The organism is Bacillus sp. YP1 (assembly GCF_000877815.1).
Classification (GTDB): domain Bacteria; phylum Bacillota; class Bacilli; order Bacillales; family Bacillaceae; genus Bacillus; species Bacillus subtilis.
Genome location: NZ_CP010014.1, coordinates 1,260,057 through 1,279,491, shown reverse-complemented (window position 1 = coordinate 1,279,491; position 19,435 = coordinate 1,260,057). Strand labels below are relative to the sequence as shown.

Here is a 19,435-nt window from a genome sequence, read left to right as displayed (position 1 = left end):
GAAACGGCTTCTGATCTGCAAAAAGAAGGATGCAGCCGCAAGTGCGCATTTTATAAAAGCTAATGATTCAGTCCACATAATTGATAGACGAATTCTGCTACAGGTCACGTGGCTATGTGAAGGATCGCGCGTCCAGTTAAGAGCAAAAACATTGACAAAAAAATTTATTTATGCTAAAATTTACTATTAATATATTTGTATGTATAATAAGATTCTCCTGGCCAGGGGAATCTTATTTTTTGTGGAGGATCATTTCATGAGGAAAAATGAGTCCAGCTTAACGTCTCTAATTTCAGCTTTTGCCCGTGCATATCACAGCCGATATGACACACCTCTTATTTTTGATGATTTTATCGCAAAAGATCTCATTAACGAGAAAGAGTTTATCGACATCAGTAAAAATATGATTCAAGGAATATCGTTTTTCAACAAAGAGATCGGCGAACGTCTTCAAAATGATCCTGAAAAAATATTAAAATGGGTTGCACAAATCCAGCTGTCTCCCACGCCCCTAGCACGTGCTTCTTATTGTGAAAAAGTCTTGCACAACGAATTAATCCTGGGAGCAAAACAGTATGTCATTCTTGGCGCGGGGCTTGATACTTTCTGCTTTCGGCATCCAGAATTAGAAAATAGCTTACAGGTTTTCGAGGTTGATCATCCGGCTACACAGCAATTCAAAAAAAATAAGCTGAAGGATGCAAATTTGACAATTCCGGGTCATCTTCATTTTGTTCCTATGGATTTCACCAAAACGTTTTCGTATGACCCTCTCTTAGATGAAGGATTTAAGAACACAAAAACATTCTTCAGCCTTCTCGGAGTGTCTTATTATGTAACACGGGAAGAAAATGCAAGTTTGATCAGCAATTTATTTTCTGATGTCCCGCCTGGAAGCTCTATTGTTTTTGATTATGCGGACGAAACACTTTTTACAGCAAAAGGGACGTCGAATCGAGTTGAACATATGGTGAAGATGGCTGCCGCAAGCGGGGAACCGATGAAATCATGTTTCACTTATCAAGAGATTGAACATCTGTTAGAGTCATCTGGTTTACTGATCTATGAACATCTATCACCAGACGACATCAATGACCTTTTCTTTAGTAATCGAAAAGACAATTTGTCAGCGTTTGAAACGATTCATTATATTCATGCGGTAAAAAAATAATTTTCAAATCATCAGAAGCCTCTCAATGTTTGAGAGGCTTTTTATTGAACCCGCATGCAGCAAATAAGCTGCCGTTATCATACGGCAGCTTCTGCTAAAGGCTTCACCAAGATCATAAATGATTTGCCTTTCTCATCTTTTTCCGTTTTCAGCTGTTCAAAGCCGCATTTGCTTAAAAATTGTATCCATTCACTGCGCTCAATGGGAACTCCCGCAAACATCGCTTTGTGTTTGGCTCTAAGCAATTTGCTGATCTGTTCAATGATCATCTTCGCATGTCCCTTTTTTTCTTCAGCCGGGTCAATCAGGACCGTTCCGAGCCACGGCTTACCGTTTGAAGGAGACCACTCGAGATGGTAGCTGACGGCAACAGGCAGACCGTCTTTTTCCCATACAAGCCATGCCCCGTTGTACATGGAATAGGAGATGATATAGTCTTGTGCATCTTTATCTCCAAACTCCTCCTCTTTCCATACAGGATGAGCCTCCGCGAGCTTTTCTAACAAGCTGAGATCATCCTGCTCAAATGGCCTACTTCCCAGCATGAAGATACTCTTCAAATATCGTTTTATGTATAGATGGGTTTCCGGCTAGCACACTGTGGTTTTCTAAAAAGGTAAACGGCTCTCCTTCAATGGTCGTATAGATGCCTCCTACTTCATTTAACAGCACACAGCCGGCTGCGTAGTCCCATGGCGCAAGGCGCATCGTGATGTAAGCATCTATTCTTCCTGCCGCGACATTTGCCAGCTCTAAAGCGGCAGAACCGTATGAGCGTGTGCCTCTGACTCTTTTCACAAGTGGCGCTAACACACTTTGATCAATTCTTCTGTTTTCCGTTACCCATGTTGCATTAATGGCAAGAATCGCTTCTTCAATGACGGTTTCTTTTAAAGGAGCCAGCTTCGTTTCATCCATATAAGCCCCTCTGCCGCTAAATGCGTGATACAGCTCATCGTGCACCACATCATAAATTAAGCCGATTTTCCCTTCACCGTTTTCAAAAATCCCAATGGAAATCGCAAAATTTCTTTGCTGGTGCACAAAATTCATCGTCCCATCAATCGGATCAATAATCCATACGACTCCCTCAAGTGAGTGGATTTTGTCTCCTTGCCCCTCTTCACCGAGTATCCGATGTCCCGGAAATGTTTCTTGAATTCGATCAATGAAAAACTTTTCGGTTTCTTTGTCAATATTGGTGACTAAATCATTCGGATTTGATTTCGTTTCAATTGTCAGGCTTTCATGCATGGATTGTTTAATTCTCGCGCCTGCTTCTCTTATCCATTTCTTTGCAATCTCATCAATTTCCGTCCAATTTGTCATTCGTTCGTACCTCTCTTCTATGTAGACCTTTTATTTTATAGGATACTGATAACGACAATGAAAAAGCAAGGAAAATGAAAAATATCCCTTCTCACGTAAAAACGAACCATTCATGCGGTTCGTTTTCACTATCGCTTTTTTACCCGTTAAGACGAATCCATTCTTTTCTAAGTCGCTCAAGTTTGTTTTTGCTTTGTTCAATCTGCTCTTCATTTTCTTTCTGCATTGCTTCATATAGGGTTGCCAATTCATAATCAACCTCTAGTCTCCAGACAGCAACACGATTGTTTTTCTCTTCCTTAAATCCCTCTTTTACAACTTGCCTCATTGTCTTTCGCCCCTTCCAGAGATCATTTGTTTGTAAAAAAGCATCCCATTTTGCCATTCAACAATGATTACTTCTTATATCGTATGATTGTTCTATTTACACGCAACATGATTCTGAAAATTGTGTGTTTACCTATTCGTTTATTACCACATTTCCCCTTACTTCAAACGCACTCAATCTTTTTGAAGCTCGTATGAACTGTGATAAAATATGTATACTTAGCATGAAGGAGGAAAATCATGACACAAATGCGTTTCACTGAAGAGGACTTTAACACATTTACAATAGAAGGCTTAGACGCGCGCATGGAAGTATTAAAAGAGACGGTCCGTCCGAAGCTTACAGCTCTAGGCGAACATTTTGCCCCAACTTTATCAGCTTTAACCGGAGATGAAATGTTTCCGCATGTGGCAAAGCATGCAAGAAGATCCGTCAATCCCCCTGCTGACAGCTGGGTGGCGTTCGCAAACAGCAAAAGAGGCTATAAAAAACTGCCGCATTTCCAAATTGGTTTATGGGAAAGCCATGTCTTTGTGTGGTTTGCGATTATTTATGAATCCCCTATCAAAGAAGAATACGGCAAATTGCTTGAAATGAACCAAGAAACCATTACGAAAAATATCCCTGACAGCTTCGTTTGGTCTGCAGATCACACAAAACCGGGCGTACATAAACAGTCTGAAATGGACAAGGAACAGCTGAAGACACTGTTTGAGCGTTTGCAGACTGTAAAGAAAGCTGAGCTGTTATGCGGCATCCAGCTCCAAAAAGAAGAAGTGCTGAATATGAATAACCAGGAATTCCTTCAGCGTATCGACGATGCCTTTAAGCAGCTTGCTTTTCTGTACCGTCTCACCCAAAAAGTATCACAAGCATAAAAAAGAGCCGGGATATCCCCCGGCTCTTTTTCTTACATCTTAATCTTCGCGATATCAGATTCTCTCGCCTGTTTGACCGTGCGATAAGGAGAATATGTACTTTGTTCCTCAAACTCGCCGCATAGCTTTTTTTCCTCGGCCTTCCCCGGTACAATTTCCTTGAAACGGCGGTAAGCTTTAAGCAGTTCTTCACGATCCGCCCCTTTTTCATATGCAAGCTCAACCTGCTGGAAAAATGCAATCACATCCACTGCTTCTTCGGTTGTCCAATCTTCATTCATCGGATATTGATACTCCATTTTCTTCACTCCTTGTAGATTTACTTCCCTTAAGAGAAAGCATCTTCATTTGATCATAAATTGTTCTTTACATTCTTTCAAGTTCATAATATAATTCATTTGTTTTACGTCTAAAAAACGGTTGAGAAACTGATTTTAATACACACTATTATGCATAGGTATGATTACAAAGGTGGGAAAACAATTGTCGCAACATGAAACACCCTTATACACAGGACTGAAAAAGCATGCAAGCAGACAGCCTGTTCAATTCCACATTCCCGGCCATAAAAAAGGGGCAGGAATGGACCCAGAATTCAGACAATTTATCGGTGAAAACGCGTTAAGCATAGATTTGATTAATATTGAACCATTAGATGATCTGCACGCGCCAAAAGGCATTATTAAACAAGCACAAGATCTGGCTGCTGAAGCATTTGGAGCGGATCATACATTTTTTTCCGTTCAAGGAACAAGCGGCGCCATTATGACAATGGTAATGGCTGTTTGCGGACCTGGCGATAAAATTATTATTCCAAGAAATGTTCATAAATCAATTATGACAGCTATTGTATTTTCCGGAGCGGTTCCAATTTTTATTCATCCTGAAATTGACAATGAATTGGGCATCTCCCACGGCATTACACTTGAATCTGCTAAACGGGCGCTTACCGAACATCCGGATGCAAAAGGGCTTCTCGTCATCAACCCGACATATTTCGGTGTTGCAGCCGACTTAAAAAGCATCGTAGAACTCGCTCATTCGTTTGATGTGCCAGTGCTTGTGGATGAAGCACACGGCGTTCACATTCATTTTCACGACGAATTGCCGCTATCGGCCATGCAGGCAGGAGCGGACATAGCGGCGACAAGTGTACACAAGCTGGGCGGATCACTCACGCAAAGTTCGATTTTAAACATGAGAGAAGGCCTTGTATCAAAAGACAGAGTGCAATCCATCCTGAGCATGCTGACAACTACGTCAACTTCTTACTTGCTTCTTGCTTCTTTGGATGTTGCCAGAAAACGCCTTGCAACAGAAGGCCACCAGCTTGCTGAGGAAACACTAAAGCTTGCCAATCAGACGAGAGATCGCCTCAACCAGATTGAAGGCATTTATTGTGTCGGTTCTGAGATTCTTGGGTCGAAAGCAGCTTACAGCTATGATCCGACAAAATTGATTATCTCTGTGAAAAGTCTTGGCCTGACAGGACATGACGTGGAAAAATGGCTTCGTGAATCCTTTAATATTGAGGTTGAGCTTTCTGATCTGTACAATATTTTGTGTATTTTCACTCCTGGTGACAGCCAAAATGATGCAGACCGGCTTGTAGAGGCTTTAACTGAGATCGCACAGCAAATGTCAGAACAAGATGTAACACATCAGCAAACTGAGGTTCTGCTTCCAGAAATACCTTTATTGGCAATGACTCCGCGTGATGCTTTCTATGCAAATACGGAAGTCATCCCATTAAAAGAGGCATCCGGACGGATTATTGCTGAATTTGTCATGGTATATCCGCCTGGTATTCCAATCTTCATCCCAGGAGAAATTATTACAGAAGAAAACATCAGCTACATTTTTAAAAACCTTGACGCAGGCCTCCCTGTTCAAGGACCTGAGGACTCGACTTTACATATGATCCGAGTCATCAAAGAACAAAAAGCAATTCAATAAAAAATAAAAAGCATGCGGCTTTAAGCCGCATGCTTTTTTTTACTCTTCATCAACAGGACATTGACATTGTCCGCAGCATGTTCCGTATAATGTTGTCACTTTCTCATCTTCAAAGTAATGAATGGCTTCGTTGCAATCTTGGCAAACAATCGTACCCATCTCTTATTCCCCATTTCTTTGAAATTTGAAAACGCTTAATTTCTTTTGTTGTTATTATATTAATATGTCACATTTAAAATGTCAACAACAAACTGTATAACACATTTTATTTCATCTCATCATATTCACCTTGTTTTTCCATTTTCCATCATACAATATCTTCTTCATACAGAAGCTTTACTCGATATATATGCCACAGCACATAATGTAATTTCACGTTTTCTTGAACTTTCATCCAAGAATGCAGCAAAAAATTCAATATACCCCAGGTTGCTATTTTAAACGATTGATATAATATGTAATCTCACTTTAAAAACGGTTTCAATTATATAACAATTAGGTAACAAGAAGCAGATTAAGCCGCCTCTCGTGATAAACTAAAGCTAGTTAACTACTGTTTATACAGAGGAGAAGATAGATGCGATATCGCGCGGTATTCCCCATGCTGATAATAGTATTTGCTTTATCGGGCTGTACGCTTTCCACCATCAATCCGATGAAAAAAAGCCGGATTGACAACATTCATCATACACAAATCCTGTTTTTTTCTGATGAGAACCAAATAGACCAGGAAGCGCCTTATTACGATGCACTGCTTGATTTAGAAAAAGATTATCCCGAGCAAATAGATAAAATGAAGGTCTATGATAAAAAAGAAGGCTGGGAAGATGAGATTGAAACTGTCCCTACCCTTATGGTTGTTGATCAGCGCCATGTCGTGGTGAAAATCGAAGGATGTGTGAAAAAGAAAGAAGACATCATTAAACCATTACAGCATGTGCTGTCAAAATAAAAAAACAGCCCCGCTTTGAGCGAGGGCTGTTTTTAATATGAAAATTATTTTACGATGTGAATCGGACTTCCGATTGCCACTTCAGCAGCTTCCATTGTGATTTCGCCCAATGTTGGGTGAGCGTGAATTGTCATCGCGATATCTTCAGCAGTCATGCCGCCTTCAATCGCTAAGCTTAATTCAGAAATCATATCAGAAGCACTTGCTCCGGCGATTTGCGCGCCGATCACAAGACCGTCCTCTTTACGAGTGATCAGCTTCATGAAGCCGTCTGTTTCGTTAAGAGAAAGCGCGCGGCCGTTTGCTGCAAATGGGAATTTAGCAGCAACAATGTCAAGACCTTCTTCTTTCGCCTGTGCTTCAGTGTAACCAACTGATGCAAGTTCAGGCTCAGAGAAAACAACCGCAGGAATACCAAGGTAATCGATTTCTGCAGGCTCTCCAGCGATAGCTTCTGCAGCGATTTTACCTTCGTAAGATGCTTTATGAGCAAGCGGCGGTCCTTCGATGATATCACCGATTGCATAAATGTTAGGTACGTTTGTGCGGCACTGTTTGTCAGTTTTCACAATACCGCGGTCCGTCATTTCGATACCGACTTGCTCAAGACCAAGCTCATCAGTGTTTGGACGGCGTCCTACTGTAATCAATACGTAATCAGCATCAACCGTTTTTTCTTCGCCTTTTACTTCGAAAGTAACTGTTACGCCGTCTGGTCTTTCTTCAACGCCTTTAGCCATCGCGTTTGTATGGATTTCAACGTTGCCTTTTTTCTTCAGTCTGCGTGTAACGAGAGAACTCATTTGTTTTTCGAAGCCAGGAAGAATTTCATCTCCGCCTTCAAGAATAACAAGTTCAGTACCGAAGTTAGCATACGCAGTTCCAAGTTCAGTTCCGATGTATCCGCCGCCGATAACAACGAGCTTTTTAGGAATTTCTTTAAGAGCCAAAGCGCCAGTTGAATTCAGGACACGGTCACTATATTTGAAGTTTGGCAATTCGATAGGACGAGATCCAGTAGCAATGATTGCGTTTTTGAACGTGTATGTTTGAGCAGAGTTCTCATCCATAACACGAACTGAATTGCTGTCTACAAAGTAAGCTTCACCTTTTACAACATCTACTTTGTTGCCTTTAAGAAGACCTGCTACACCGCCAGTAAGCTTGTTGACAACAGAAGCTTTCCATTCTTGAACTTTTGTGAAATCAACTGTTACATTCTCAGCAGTGATTCCCATGTCATCAGAATGTTTTGCATTCTCATAACGGTGACCTGCATTGATCAGCGCTTTTGAAGGGATACATCCAACGTTCAGACAAACGCCTCCAAGAGTTGCTTTTTCAACGACTGTTACTTTTTGTCCAAGCTGTGCAGCGCGGATGGCAGCTACATAGCCGCCAGGTCCCGCACCAATTACAAGAGTATCTGTTTCAATAGGGAAATCTCCTACTACCATAACATTACGCCTCCATTAAAATTAATTGTGGATCGTTCAGTAAACGCTTGATGTGATTTAATGCATTTTGCGCAGTTGCTCCGTCGATCATACGGTGGTCGAAGCTGAGAGAAAGAGCTAAGACTGGAGCTGCTACGATTTCGCCATCACGAACAATCGCTTTTTCTGCAATGCGTCCGATACCAAGAATCGCAACTTCTGGATGGTTGATAACCGGAGTGAACCATTGTCCGCCGGCAGAACCGATGTTTGTAATTGTGCAAGATGCGCCTTTCATTTCAGCTGGAGCAAGCTTGCCTTCACGAGCTTTTGTTGCAAGGCCATTGATCTCATCAGAAATTTCAAAGACAGATTTACGATCTGCATTTTTCACAACCGGTACAAGCAAGCCTTTTTCAGTGTCAGCAGCGATACCGATGTTGAAGTAATGTTTTTGGATGACTTCATCTGTTTTATCGTCAATTGACGTGTTTAAAACAGGGAATTTTTTCAGTGCAGATGTAAGAGCTTTTACAACGTAAGGCAAGTAAGTCAGCTTGATTCCTTGATCAGCAGCAACTTGTTTGAACTGTTTACGATGTGCAACAAGGTTTGTTACGTCCACTTCGTCCATTAACGTTACATGAGGAGCAGTGTGTTTAGAGTTAACCATCGCTTTTGCAATTGCTTTACGGATACCGCTCATTTTTTCGCGTGTTTCTGGGAATTCGCCCTCTGGAACTGGTGCAGCAGCCGGTTTAGCAGCTGTTTCTTGTGGTGCAGCTGTTTCTTGCGGTGCAGCTTCTTGCGCTCCTCCGTTTACAAAGCTGTCGATATCTTCTTTTACAACACGTCCGTTGTTGCCTGAACCAGTAACCTTACGGATGTCTACGCCTTTTTCACGAGCATATTTACGTACGGAAGGCATAGCGATCACGCGTTTGTTCGGGTCAACTTCAGCTTGATCCTGCTGTCCTGCGCCAGTAGCTTTTGCAGGCTCTTGAGCTTGCTCTTCTTTCGCAACGTCTTGTCCAGCTTCTGCAGTTGACTGAACTTGTGCTTCAGTTTTCGCATCGTCAGACTCGTCGCTGCCTTTAAATTGAAGATCTTCGTAACCAGGTGCATCAAACGTAATAATCGTTTGTCCAACAGTTGCAACCGTTCCCTCTTCAACTTTTAATTCTAATACTTTTCCTTTAACAGGTGAAGGAATTTCTACTACTGCTTTATCATTTTGGACTTCAGCCAGTACATCATCTTCGTCTACCTCGTCGTTAGGCTTGACAAACCATTTTACGATTTCGCCTTCGTGGATACCTTCCCCGATATCTGGAAGTTTAAATTCAAATGCCACAGTTCTCGACCTCCTAGTTTGATTAAGCAATTTTAAAGTTTACATCGTAAGCATTGAAAACAGATATATAATAGAGGGAAAACGTTCATCTTCCCTCTCGATTATGCAGTTTGATTAAAATTCAAGCACTTTTCTTGCTGTTTCAAGAACGTCTTTATGGTTTGGAAGCCATACGCTCTCCGCTTGAGAGAAAGGAAATACTGTATCTGGCGCTGCAACGCGAAGTACAGGTGCTTCCAAGCTCAGGATCGCACGGTCATTAATTTCTGCTACTACGTTTGCAGCAATACCGGCTTGTTTTTGTGCCTCTTGAACGACAATCGCGCGTCCTGTTTTTTCTACAGAGGCGATAATTGTATCGATATCAAGTGGGCTTACTGTACGAAGGTCGACAACTTCAGCAGAAATGCCGTCTTTTTCAAGCTCCTCAGCAGCTTTTAATGATTCATGAACCATTGCGCCGTAAGTAATGATTGAAAGATCAGTACCTTCACGTTTCACGTCAGCTTTTCCAAGCTCAATTGTGTATTCTTCTTCAGGAACTTCCTGACGGAAAGAACGGTAAAGCTTCATATGCTCTAAGAAGACAACAGGATCATTGTCTCTGATCGAAGAAATTAAAAGTCCTTTGGCATCGTAAGGAGTTGATGGAATCACAACTTTGATACCAGGCTGTTGTGCAACAAGACCTTCCAAGCTGTCAGCGTGAAGTTCAGGAGTATGAACACCGCCGCCGAATGGAGAACGAATTGTTACAGGTGAAGTCCAGCGTCCGCCAGAACGGTAGCGCATACGAGCCATTTGGCCAGAAACTGAATCCATTACTTCATAAACAAATCCGAAGAATTGGATTTCCATTACCGGACGGAAGCCGTTTAAGCCTAAACCAAGGGCAAGACCGCCGATACCAGATTCAGCAAGTGGCGTGTCAAACACACGGTCTTCACCGAATTCTTTTTGCAATCCTTCTGTCGCACGGAATACGCCGCCGTTTACACCAACGTCTTCTCCGAAAACTAAGACATTTTCGTCATTTTTCAGTTCTGTGCGTAACGCATCCGTGATTGCTTGAATCATTGTCATTTGCGCCATGGCTTACTTCGACTCCTTCTGTGTATAAATTTCAAATTGCTCCTCAAGGTTGTGAGGCATTTTTTCGTACATGATTTTCATTAAATCAGTTACTTTTTGCTTCGGTTCAGCATCAGCTTTTTTGATCGCTTGCTTAATTTCTTCTTTCGCATCCTCAATCACTTTTGCTTCTTCTTCTTCAGACCATAAGCCTTTGTTTTCAAGGAACGCACGGAAACGTACAAGCGGATCTTTTTGTTCCCACTCATTTTCGATTTCTTTTGTACGATATTTAGTAGGATCGTCACCAGCCATTGTGTGCGGGCCATAACGGAATGTAAGTGTTTCAATTAGTGTTGGACCTTCGCCGTTGATTGCGCGCTCGCGTGCTTCAGCAGTTGCTGCGTATACAGCAAGCGGATCCATTCCGTCTACTTGTACGCCGACAATACCGGCAGCTACAGCTTTTTGTGCAATTGTTTCAGCTGCAGATTGTTTTTCAACAGGAGTTGAAATCGCGTAACGGTTGTTTTGCACCACGAAGATTGCAGGTGCTTTATAAGCTCCGGCAAAGTTAATTCCTTCGTAGAAGTCCCCTTGAGAAGCTCCGCCGTCACCAGTGTAAGTGATTGCGACAGCTTTCTTACCGCGTTTTTTAAGACCTAGCGCAACACCGGCAGTTTGAATGTATTGAGCACCGATAATGATTTGTGGAGAAAGGGCATTCACATCATCAGGCATTTGGTTTCCTCTGAAATGTCCGCGAGAGAAAAGAAACGCTTGATATAATGGAAGGCCGTGCCAAATTAACTGAGGCACATCACGGTATCCAGGAAGAACAAAGTCTTCTTTTTCAAGCGCGAAATGCGTTGCAATCTGAGAAGCTTCTTGACCCGCAGTAGGAGCGTAAAATCCGAGACGTCCTTGACGGTTTAATGAGATAGAGCGTTGGTCAAGCACACGCGTAAATACCATGCGGCGCATTAGCTCTTTTAATTGATCATCAGTTAAATCAGGCATCGCCGCTTCATTCACGACTTCTCCCTTTTCATTTAAAATTTGGAACGTTTCGAACTGCTTTTTAATGGCATCAAATTGCTTCTTACTGTCAACGATAGCTTTTTTCGTTTTTGCAGCCATACTAAGTCACCTCTTCCTTTCTTTTAAACAGTCATTAGACGTGCATTCCTTTTATACATACAAACTTAGGGTACCCTAAAGTATCAGCAGTAAGTCGTATTATATTTTAGCCGATCCCCAGTTTGCCAAAACCTTTTATGTAGGATAGTTACACTCTGCTTTGAACTGTATTATTTCGAAGTTGTAAAAAACTAATACAACACCGCTTAACATGGATTAGTTTACACCAAATAAAGAAGAACCGTCAATCGTTTTCATCGCTGATTTTCAATAAATGTATTCGCTTTACATTTTCAACAAAAAAACAGATGCCAACCGCACCCAAAACTGTACTAGTATACCTTACTATGCTGTACTACAATAGAAATAAAAATTTTGAACGAAATCCGAATCGCATTTCATTCAAAAAAAGAGCTGATCGAGTCAGCTCTTTTTCACACGATAGCCTGCAGCATCATATAAATCTTCCCGGGCTTTATTATATTTTTCGGTTTGTTCATTAAATTCTCCGCTATATTTAAGGATCTTTTCATAAGAAGCATTGACTTTATCGATCTGCTGATCCAGATCATCTCTTGTCAAATCTTTGTCTTTCAGCTGCATATACAGTTTCTTATTAAGCTCAAGTGCTTTTTTATACTCTTTATACATAGTGCCATATGATGTATATCTTTTCTCCATATGGTTTGCTGCGGCATCGGCCTTTTCTTTTATGTCTTTTTCCTTAATATGTTCCGCTGACGTTTTTGCTTCCTCAAATTCCGTTTCCGATTTTTTCATGCTGTCATTTTCAAGCTTTAGGTGTTCTTCGCGCTTGCTGACATTTTCAAGCGCCTTATCAGATAAAGCAACAATTTTTTTATAATCATCCATATTGAGCTTCATAACACTATCGTAAAGCTGATTTTCTTTGGCCTCTAATTCTTTGAGTGTTTTTTGTTCTTCTTGAAACGGCTTTTCCGATTCCGCGGCTTTTTCTAATGAATGATGAAGTGAATCAACCGGGTCCTGTCCCATGCATCCTGTTAATATCAGTGCCATGGCACAAAAAGCTCCGATCTTCATTCCAGGCCGCCGTTTTATTGCGTCTTTCACGTTAAATCCCCCAATCTTGACAATTTCTACTATAGAATCCATGGGGACATTTGGCAATAGTCGTGCTGTATTAATGCAATACTGAAATTAAATCAAAAAAGTGAAAAATCAGGACAGATGACCATACAACTTTTTTGTTTTTACATAGGTTATATTAGACGCTATGCCTACTTATAAAGGCTCTGGCGTAATTAAAAGAGGAGGTTATGTAATATGTATGGATATGGTTACGGCGGAGGCTGCTGCAGTTATGGTGGTTACGGATATGGTGGCTACGGATATGGCTACGGCCGCACCTTTGCGCTAATCGTTGTTTTATTCATTCTGTTAATCATTGTCGGAGCTGCTTATTTAGGCGGAGGCTGTTGCTAACCACACAGCATGAAATTGACCAGCCATATACGGCTGGTCATTCGTTTCGTTGCACCTTTGTGAAGAAATCCGATATAATTTACATATTAAGCTTTAGGAGTGAAGTTTCTTGATTACTATGGAAAACATCGTACGTGACGGCCATCCAGCCCTCAGAGAGACTGCCGAACCTGTTGAGCTGCCTCCAACTGATGCAGAAAAACAGCAGCTGGCCGACATGATCGAATTTGTTAAAAACAGCCAAAATCCGGAATTAGCCGAAAAATACAAGCTGCGCCCTGGCGTAGGACTCGCAGCTCCTCAAATTAATATCAAAAAACGAATGATCGCCGTTCATGCGGAAGATGCTTCCGGTAAATTATACAGCTATGCTCTGTTTAATCCTAAGATCGTGAGCCATTCAGTTGAAAAAAGCTACTTAACAAGCGGCGAAGGCTGCCTCTCTGTAGATGAAGCGATTCCCGGTTATGTTCCCCGCTATGCTCGCATCAGAGTAAAAGGAACAACACTAGAAGGCGAAAATATTGATATTCGTTTAAAAGGATTTCCGGCTATTGTGTTTCAGCATGAGATCGATCATTTGAACGGCGTTATGTTCTATGATCATATTGATAAGGAAAATCCTTTCAAAGAACCTGAAAATGCAATCGCAATTGAGCGCTAAAAGAAAAAACGGCTGGCACAATGCCAGCCGTTTCTTTATTTTAAAAGGCCCAATTCTTTGACAGCGTATGCAATTCCATCTTCATCCACCGGCTTTGTTACAAAGTCCGCGATTTCTTTCAGTTCGGGAACAGCATTTCCCATAGCTACGCCTGTCCCTACATATTCAATCATTTGCAGATCATTTAATCCGTCGCCGAAAGCATATGTATCGCCGATATCAAACGGAAGACGCTCAATCACTTTTTTGATTCCTTCTGCCTTCGAACCTCCGTGCGGCAGAACATCAGTCGATAGCTCATGCCAGCGAACTAGATCAAACTCAGGAAAAGCGGCATAAGCTTTTTCTTCTTCATCCTGACAAAATAAAAGAAGCTGAAAAATTTCTTTTCCTTCATAAAAAAGGTCATCGGCCTCTGGGTAATCGGTTTTAAGGCTGCCGATTCCCTCGAGAACATGAGGGTGATCCGCAACAGTCGCTTTCATCGTGTCCTCGGCCATAAACACAACAGGATGCTTGCCTTCATCCGCCTGCTTTAATAATCGTCTGATTGCATCTTCAGGCAGCGGATTTTTATAAATCACTTGATTTTCAAAGACAACAAACTGTCCATTGTAGGAAATAAATGAGTGGATGCCCAGCTCCTCCAAAATCGGCTTAACCAAAAATGGAGACCGGCCGCTGGCAATAAACACATGATGCCCTTGGCGCTGCAGCTCCGCCACGGTTTTTCTCGTACTTTCCGGTATATTCTTATCATGATCATATATTGTGCCGTCAATATCAAAAAAGATTAATTTAGAATCCATCGCAACTTCCCCTTTATCGTCTTGGTCTGCAATTCCCACCCTCATCATACAAAAAGATTGTCATTCAGCAAACAATTTCGTTCAAAAATCATATTAAATTCCATTAATAACCACGAAAAGTCTTCCTCAATCTCCGTATACTATTTGTATAAAAGAACTCTGGGACAAATTTTTCATTTAAAGGAGGGACTGGCTAATGCTGCGTAAATTAAGAAAGAAACTCAGAAGACAATGGAACGGAATGCTCCGTAAGAAAGCAATTGCCTGACAAGGGATCTTTCACTTTTTGAGAGATCCTTATTTTGCTCAAGGCTTTCCTTATATTCCGTTTTCGAATATAATAGAATGAGCGAGTCTAACATACGGCATTTAAGGAGAGATTTGGAATGATTTATAAGGTATTTTATCAAGAGAAGGCTGACGAAGTACCTGTTCGGGAAAAGACAGATTCACTTTATATTGAAGGCGTATCTGAGCGTGACGTCAGAACAAAGCTGAAAGAAAAGAAATTTAATATTGAGTTTATTACACCTGTTGATGGTGCATTCTTAGAATATGAACAACAGAGCGAAAATTTTAAAGTATTGGAGTTATGAGCGGTATGAAATTTGTAAAAAATGATCAGACTGCTGTTTTCGCCCTCGGAGGTTTGGGCGAAATCGGTAAAAATACGTACGCGGTGCAATTCCAGGATGAAATTGTACTGATTGATGCGGGGATCAAGTTTCCCGAGGACGAACTGCTCGGAATTGACTACGTCATCCCTGATTATACGTATTTAGTCAAAAACGAAGATAAAATTAAAGGGCTTTTTATCACCCACGGGCACGAAGACCACATCGGCGGTATTCCATACCTGCTCAGACAAGTGAATATTCCTGTATACGGCGGAAAACTCGCGATCGGCTTACTTCGGAATAAACTTGAAGAGCATGGATTATTAAGACAGACGAAACTGAACATTATCGGCGAGGATGATATTGTAAAGTTCCGCAAAACGGCTGTGTCATTCTTCAGAACAACACACAGTATTCCGGATTCCTACGGCATTGTTGTAAAAACGCCGCCCGGAAACATCGTACATACTGGGGATTTTAAATTCGACTTTACTCCAGTCGGCGAGCCGGCAAACTTAACGAAAATGGCCGAAATCGGTAAAGAAGGCGTTTTGTGCCTTCTTTCAGACAGCACAAACAGTGAAAATCCGGAGTTTACCATGTCTGAGCGCCGTGTAGGAGAAAGCATTCATGACATTTTCCGCAAGGTGGACGGCCGAATTATCTTCGCTACATTTGCGTCGAATATTCACCGCTTGCAGCAGGTAATTGAAGCTGCTGTACAAAATGGAAGAAAAGTTGCCGTATTTGGACGCAGTATGGAATCGGCTATCGAAATTGGACAGACACTCGGTTATATTAACTGTCCTAAAAATACGTTTATTGAGCATAACGAAATCAATCGTATGCCTGCTAATAAAGTAACAATTTTATGTACAGGAAGCCAAGGAGAACCAATGGCGGCGTTATCAAGAATTGCAAACGGCACACACCGCCAAATTTCAATCAATCCTGGGGATACAGTCGTATTTTCTTCATCCCCTATCCCAGGCAACACAATCAGCGTGAGTCGAACAATCAACCAGCTGTATCGTGCGGGTGCTGAGGTTATTCATGGCCCTCTTAACGATATCCATACATCCGGTCACGGCGGACAGGAAGAACAGAAGCTGATGCTTCGTTTAATCAAACCTAAATTCTTCATGCCGATTCACGGTGAGTACAGAATGCAAAAGATGCATGTCAAACTTGCAACAGATTGTGGCATCCCAGAGGAAAACTGCTTTATCATGGATAATGGTGAAGTATTAGCGCTTAAAGGCGACGAGGCTTCAGTTGCAGGAAAAATCCCGTCCGGTTCAGTGTACATTGACGGAAGCGGTATCGGTGATATTGGCAATATCGTACTTCGTGATCGCAGAATTCTCTCTGAAGAAGGACTTGTCATCGTTGTTGTCAGCATTGACATGGACGACTTCAAGATTTCAGCGGGCCCAGATTTGATTTCCAGAGGATTTGTGTACATGAGAGAATCTGGCGACTTGATCAACGACGCTCAAGAGCTCATTTCAAATCACTTACAAAAAGTAATGGAACGAAAAACGACTCAATGGTCTGAAATCAAAAACGAGATTACAGACACGCTTGCACCTTTCTTGTACGAAAAAACAAAGCGCCGTCCAATGATCCTGCCGATCATTATGGAGGTTTAAAAAAAGAGGCACTCCCTAAGTGAGTGCCTCTTTTTATTGCAGTGATATGTGTTGAAATGATTTTACATCGAATAAGCCCGTAGTCGTCATTTTAATATCAGGAATGACAGGCAACGCTAAAAACGACAATGTCAAAAATGGATTAAATCCGCCTGTGAAACCGATTAACGGCAATTTATCATGAAGCGTCAGCAAGCTTTGATTCACTTGCTCTGCAGATTGGTCGGATAATAACCCTGCAATCGGCAACGGTACTGAATGGAGCTCTTCCCCATTTTTTATAATCGTTGATCCTCCGCCAATTTCCTGCAGCTTATTAACTGCCGCCGCGATATCCTCATCATTCGTTCCGACAGCAATAATATTATGGGAGTCGTGTGAAATGGTTGTGGCAATCGCTCCGCTCTTGAATCCAAAACCTTTCACAACGCCAAGTCCGGTTTCTTTTAATCCTTTATGCCGCTCAACAACTGCAATCTTTAATAAATCAAGCTCAGTGTCAGGCTCAAATTCGCGGGCAACAGGAGCCGGAACTTGTACTAATCTTGTTTCAAGCTGATTTGGTATGATTTGAATGACATTGATCTGCTGCTCTGAATCGATTGGCATATGAAAATCCTGTTTGTTAAGAGGAGCAGCAAGCTTAACAGAATCAAGCAGTGCCTGATCTGGTGCTGCAGTTGAAGCATGATCCTGATAGACCGCTTTGCTGTCTTCAGCAACAGTCTGCCCTTTTATCATCGTCATTGTGACAGTGACATTTTCCAGATCAGATACAAAGAGCAAATCAGCGTCAAAACCCGGGGCAATCGCTCCCTTTGTATCTAATCCGTAGCATTCGGCCGCATTGAGGCTTCCTAATTGATAGGCTAAAAACGGATCAAGTCCAGCTTGAATCGCCATTTTCACCTGATGGTTTACACTTCCCTCTGACAATAAATCATCCACATGCTTATCATCCGTACAAAAAAAGAACCGGCGTGCGTTCTTTTCATTCACCGCCGGCAGCACATTGAGCGTGTTTTTGGCGACAGATCCTTCACGCATCATGACATACATGCCCCTTCTGATACGATCAAGGGCTTCTTCCTTCGATGTTACTTCATGGTCATTTAAGACAAATGCGGTTCTGTAAATGTTAATGAGGTCTGTTGATAAACCAGCTAAATGACCGTCTATCCGTTTTCCTGCAACACGGGCATCGAGCAGTTTCTGAACCATGTCTTTTTCAGCCTGCTGAACCGACACATAATCCATAACTTCAGCCAGCCCTAATACTTCTTCTTCTTCATAAAAAGGCTTGAGATCGGCAGCTTTGAGAATTGCGCCTGATCGCTCAAAACTTGCGGCAGGCACACTGGAAGGAAGCATAAAATGGATATTCAAAGGTGTATGCCGAGCTTGTTCAAGCATAAACACAATCCCTCTTTCACCAGACACATTTGCGATCTCATGCGGATCTGTAACAACCGTCGTCACGCCATGAGGCAACACTGCTTTAGCGAACTCAATCGGTGTAACCATTGATGACTCAATATGTACATGTCCATCAATAAAACCCGGAACAATCATTTGTCCCTCTGCATCAATAATATTTTCGCCTTCATACTCACCGAGGCCTACAATAACTCCATCTGTAATCGCAATATCTTCATATATCCATTCTTGATTATATACGTCCATGATTTTTCCGTTCCTAATGACGATATCAGCTTTTTGTCTTTTGGCTGAAGCATTCAGCCTATTGACTAGCGCTTCTTTATTCAAATAGGCCCCTCCTCTTTTTTATTATATGGTACAATATGCTATCGGAACGCCTGTGCTTAGTCAATGAAATTTTAAGAAATTGGCGCTCAGTTCATTAAAGTTGTTATATTCTGATAATATGAAAAACCGCCCTTTGAGGACGGCTTATTTGACTGCTATTTAGTATGAAGAACTCTTTTTTCAAAACGGGAGATGTCTGTAACTGATCCAATAACAATGAGTATATCTTCTTGGTGGATGACTTCGGTTGCAAGCGGTGATACGATGACTTCCTTGCCCCTTTTTATGGCTACGATATTAATACCGTATTTTGCGCGAATATCTAAATCGAGAAGTGTATTTCCAGCCAGGCGGCTGTTAGCTACGATTTCAACAAGACTATGCTCTTCAGACAGCTCCAAATAGTCAAGTACATTGTTGGACACGATATTATGCGCAATTCGTTTTGCCATATCGCGTTCTGGGTGGACGATGTGATCCGCGCCAATTTTAGACAGCACTTTTTCGTGATAATCGTTCTGCGCTTTAACTGTAATCGTATGGACGCCAAGTTCTTTCAGAATGAGTGTCGTTAAAATACTCGCTTGAATATTTTCCCCGATTGCTACAATAACGTGGTCAAAATTTCGCAGGCCTAAATTTTTCAGGACAGATTCGTCTGTCGAATCACCGATAACTGCGTGAGATGCAATCTTGGCATACTCGTTGACTTTATCTTCATCGATATCCATTGCCATAACCTCGACGCCTTCTTCGCTTAATGCTTTGCAAATACTGCCACCAAAACGGCCCAGCCCAATTACCGCAAATTCTTTTTTCATCGTGGTGCTCCTTTATATGACAT

General features: G+C 41.8%; 21 protein-coding genes. 8 read left to right on the top strand and 13 right to left on the bottom strand.

Annotated elements, in window-relative coordinates; all coding sequences use genetic code 11:
* Positions 1 to 256 precede the first annotated feature (256 nt).
* Positions 257 to 1,171: a class I SAM-dependent methyltransferase gene (locus tag QF06_RS06370; RefSeq protein ID WP_038427640.1), complete on the top strand. Its 915-nt coding sequence runs from the start codon at positions 257 to 259 to the stop codon at positions 1,169 to 1,171.
* 77 nt (positions 1,172 to 1,248) lie between these two features.
* Here the strand turns inward: QF06_RS06370 and QF06_RS06365 are convergent, their stop codons facing one another.
* The 3 genes from QF06_RS06365 to QF06_RS06355 form a co-directional block, all read right to left on the bottom strand.
* Positions 1,249 to 1,677 carry a GNAT family N-acetyltransferase gene (locus QF06_RS06365; protein ID WP_080332607.1) on the bottom strand — a complete coding sequence of 143 codons (429 nt, stop codon included), beginning with the start codon at positions 1,675 to 1,677 and terminating at the stop codon, positions 1,249 to 1,251.
* A 25-nt stretch (positions 1,678 to 1,702) separates the two neighbouring features.
* Entirely contained in the window at positions 1,703 to 2,500 is a 798-nt protein-coding gene (gene suhB / locus QF06_RS06360; RefSeq protein WP_032725627.1) for an inositol-1-monophosphatase, read from the bottom strand.
* Between the two features lie 139 nt (positions 2,501 to 2,639).
* Entirely contained in the window at positions 2,640 to 2,828 is a 189-nt protein-coding gene (locus tag QF06_RS06355) for a hypothetical protein (RefSeq protein WP_009967148.1), read from the bottom strand.
* A 239-nt stretch (positions 2,829 to 3,067) separates the two neighbouring features.
* On the opposite strand from QF06_RS06355, the gene QF06_RS06350 reads away from it, so the two are divergent.
* Positions 3,068 to 3,706 (top strand): YktB family protein, encoded by a 639-nt coding sequence (locus QF06_RS06350; RefSeq protein ID WP_014479697.1) that lies wholly within the window; start codon positions 3,068 to 3,070, stop codon positions 3,704 to 3,706.
* A 32-nt stretch (positions 3,707 to 3,738) separates the two neighbouring features.
* On the opposite strand, the gene QF06_RS06345 is transcribed toward QF06_RS06350, so the two are convergent.
* Positions 3,739 to 4,005 carry a UPF0223 family protein gene (locus QF06_RS06345; RefSeq protein WP_014479696.1) on the bottom strand — a complete coding sequence of 89 codons (267 nt, stop codon included), beginning with the start codon at positions 4,003 to 4,005 and terminating at the stop codon, positions 3,739 to 3,741.
* A 184-nt stretch (positions 4,006 to 4,189) separates the two neighbouring features.
* On the opposite strand from QF06_RS06345, the gene speA reads away from it, so the two are divergent.
* On the top strand, positions 4,190 to 5,662 hold the full coding sequence (gene speA / locus QF06_RS06340) for an arginine decarboxylase (RefSeq protein ID WP_014479695.1): 1,473 nt from the start codon (positions 4,190 to 4,192) through the stop codon (positions 5,660 to 5,662).
* A gap of 39 nt (positions 5,663 to 5,701) precedes the next feature.
* Here speA and QF06_RS21055 read toward each other — a convergent pair whose 3' ends face one another.
* A complete protein-coding gene (locus tag QF06_RS21055) occupies positions 5,702 to 5,821 on the bottom strand; it encodes a GapA-binding peptide SR1P (protein ID WP_003232305.1) in 120 nt (39 codons plus the stop codon).
* A gap of 418 nt (positions 5,822 to 6,239) precedes the next feature.
* Here QF06_RS21055 and slp point away from each other — a divergent pair, with 418 nt between their 5' ends.
* Positions 6,240 to 6,614, top strand: a complete 375-nt coding sequence (slp, locus tag QF06_RS06335) for a peptidoglycan-associated lipoprotein Slp (protein ID WP_003245672.1) — start codon at positions 6,240 to 6,242, stop codon at positions 6,612 to 6,614.
* A 44-nt stretch (positions 6,615 to 6,658) separates the two neighbouring features.
* Here the strand turns inward: slp and lpdA are convergent, their stop codons facing one another.
* The 5 genes from lpdA to QF06_RS06310 all read right to left on the bottom strand — a co-directional run bounded on the left by lpdA (position 6,659) and on the right by QF06_RS06310 (position 12,710).
* Complete coding sequence (lpdA, locus tag QF06_RS06330) at positions 6,659 to 8,071, bottom strand: dihydrolipoyl dehydrogenase (RefSeq protein WP_038829610.1); 1,413 nt, start codon at positions 8,069 to 8,071, stop codon at positions 6,659 to 6,661.
* 4 nt (positions 8,072 to 8,075) lie between these two features.
* Positions 8,076 to 9,404, bottom strand: a complete 1,329-nt coding sequence (pdhC, locus tag QF06_RS06325; RefSeq protein ID WP_041850866.1) for a pyruvate dehydrogenase complex dihydrolipoyllysine-residue acetyltransferase — start codon at positions 9,402 to 9,404, stop codon at positions 8,076 to 8,078.
* A 114-nt stretch (positions 9,405 to 9,518) separates the two neighbouring features.
* The gene (gene pdhB / locus QF06_RS06320; protein ID WP_041850867.1) at positions 9,519 to 10,496 is read right to left on the bottom strand and encodes a pyruvate dehydrogenase complex E1 component subunit beta; all 978 of its coding nucleotides are present in this window, start codon (positions 10,494 to 10,496) and stop codon (positions 9,519 to 9,521) included.
* A gap of 3 nt (positions 10,497 to 10,499) precedes the next feature.
* Entirely contained in the window at positions 10,500 to 11,615 is a 1,116-nt protein-coding gene (gene pdhA, locus QF06_RS06315) for a pyruvate dehydrogenase (acetyl-transferring) E1 component subunit alpha (RefSeq protein WP_003222294.1), read from the bottom strand.
* A 423-nt stretch (positions 11,616 to 12,038) separates the two neighbouring features.
* Positions 12,039 to 12,710 carry a YkyA family protein gene (locus QF06_RS06310; RefSeq protein WP_021479365.1) on the bottom strand — a complete coding sequence of 224 codons (672 nt, stop codon included), beginning with the start codon at positions 12,708 to 12,710 and terminating at the stop codon, positions 12,039 to 12,041.
* 213 nt (positions 12,711 to 12,923) lie between these two features.
* On the opposite strand from QF06_RS06310, the gene QF06_RS21050 reads away from it, so the two are divergent.
* On the top strand, positions 12,924 to 13,082 hold the full coding sequence (locus tag QF06_RS21050; protein ID WP_014476697.1) for a YjcZ family sporulation protein: 159 nt from the start codon (positions 12,924 to 12,926) through the stop codon (positions 13,080 to 13,082).
* 109 nt (positions 13,083 to 13,191) lie between these two features.
* Positions 13,192 to 13,746 carry a peptide deformylase gene (gene def, locus QF06_RS06300; RefSeq protein WP_003245474.1) on the top strand — a complete coding sequence of 185 codons (555 nt, stop codon included), beginning with the start codon at positions 13,192 to 13,194 and terminating at the stop codon, positions 13,744 to 13,746.
* Positions 13,747 to 13,781: 35 nt separating this feature from the next.
* On the opposite strand, the gene QF06_RS06295 is transcribed toward def, so the two are convergent.
* A complete protein-coding gene (locus QF06_RS06295) occupies positions 13,782 to 14,555 on the bottom strand; it encodes a Cof-type HAD-IIB family hydrolase (RefSeq protein WP_021479366.1) in 774 nt (257 codons plus the stop codon).
* A 386-nt stretch (positions 14,556 to 14,941) separates the two neighbouring features.
* Between QF06_RS06295 and rnpZA the strand changes: the two genes are divergently transcribed.
* Both rnpZA and rnjA read left to right on the top strand, forming a co-directional pair.
* Entirely contained in the window at positions 14,942 to 15,151 is a 210-nt protein-coding gene (rnpZA, locus tag QF06_RS06290; RefSeq protein WP_003222303.1) for an RNA polymerase subunit omega 1, read from the top strand.
* Positions 15,152 to 15,156: 5 nt separating this feature from the next.
* Positions 15,157 to 16,824, top strand: a complete 1,668-nt coding sequence (rnjA, locus tag QF06_RS06285) for a ribonuclease J1 (protein WP_003245660.1) — start codon at positions 15,157 to 15,159, stop codon at positions 16,822 to 16,824.
* A gap of 33 nt (positions 16,825 to 16,857) precedes the next feature.
* Here the strand turns inward: rnjA and ade are convergent, their stop codons facing one another.
* Positions 16,858 to 18,591 (bottom strand): adenine deaminase, encoded by a 1,734-nt coding sequence (gene ade, locus QF06_RS06280; protein ID WP_041850868.1) that lies wholly within the window; start codon positions 18,589 to 18,591, stop codon positions 16,858 to 16,860.
* Positions 18,592 to 18,746: 155 nt separating this feature from the next.
* On the bottom strand, positions 18,747 to 19,412 hold the full coding sequence (gene ktrC, locus QF06_RS06275) for a Ktr system potassium transporter KtrC (RefSeq protein WP_003222311.1): 666 nt from the start codon (positions 19,410 to 19,412) through the stop codon (positions 18,747 to 18,749).
* Positions 19,413 to 19,435: the final 23 nt, after the last annotated feature.

What these genes read in the sequence shown, in the direction of transcription:
- QF06_RS06295 (WP_021479366.1), bottom strand. Translation starts at nt 14,555, where the DNA reads ATGGATTCTAAATTAATCTTTTTTGATATTGACGGCACAATATATGAT.
- ktrC (WP_003222311.1), bottom strand. Translation starts at nt 19,412, where the DNA reads ATGAAAAAAGAATTTGCGGTAATTGGGCTGGGCCGTTTTGGTGGCAGT.
- QF06_RS21050 (WP_014476697.1), top strand. Translation starts at nt 12,924, where the DNA reads ATGTATGGATATGGTTACGGCGGAGGCTGCTGCAGTTATGGTGGTTAC.
- rnjA (WP_003245660.1), top strand. Translation starts at nt 15,157, where the DNA reads ATGAAATTTGTAAAAAATGATCAGACTGCTGTTTTCGCCCTCGGAGGT.
- QF06_RS06345 (WP_014479696.1), bottom strand. Translation starts at nt 4,005, where the DNA reads ATGGAGTATCAATATCCGATGAATGAAGATTGGACAACCGAAGAAGCA.
- QF06_RS21055 (WP_003232305.1), bottom strand. Translation starts at nt 5,821, where the DNA reads ATGGGTACGATTGTTTGCCAAGATTGCAACGAAGCCATTCATTACTTT.
- pdhA (WP_003222294.1), bottom strand. Translation starts at nt 11,615, where the DNA reads ATGGCTGCAAAAACGAAAAAAGCTATCGTTGACAGTAAGAAGCAATTT.
- slp (WP_003245672.1), top strand. Translation starts at nt 6,240, where the DNA reads ATGCGATATCGCGCGGTATTCCCCATGCTGATAATAGTATTTGCTTTA.
- pdhB (WP_041850867.1), bottom strand. Translation starts at nt 10,496, where the DNA reads ATGGCGCAAATGACAATGATTCAAGCAATCACGGATGCGTTACGCACA.
- QF06_RS06350 (WP_014479697.1), top strand. Translation starts at nt 3,068, where the DNA reads ATGACACAAATGCGTTTCACTGAAGAGGACTTTAACACATTTACAATA.
- lpdA (WP_038829610.1), bottom strand. Translation starts at nt 8,071, where the DNA reads ATGGTAGTAGGAGATTTCCCTATTGAAACAGATACTCTTGTAATTGGT.
- QF06_RS06355 (WP_009967148.1), bottom strand. Translation starts at nt 2,828, where the DNA reads ATGAGGCAAGTTGTAAAAGAGGGATTTAAGGAAGAGAAAAACAATCGT.
- suhB (WP_032725627.1), bottom strand. Translation starts at nt 2,500, where the DNA reads ATGACAAATTGGACGGAAATTGATGAGATTGCAAAGAAATGGATAAGA.
- QF06_RS06370 (WP_038427640.1), top strand. Translation starts at nt 257, where the DNA reads ATGAGGAAAAATGAGTCCAGCTTAACGTCTCTAATTTCAGCTTTTGCC.
- rnpZA (WP_003222303.1), top strand. Translation starts at nt 14,942, where the DNA reads ATGATTTATAAGGTATTTTATCAAGAGAAGGCTGACGAAGTACCTGTT.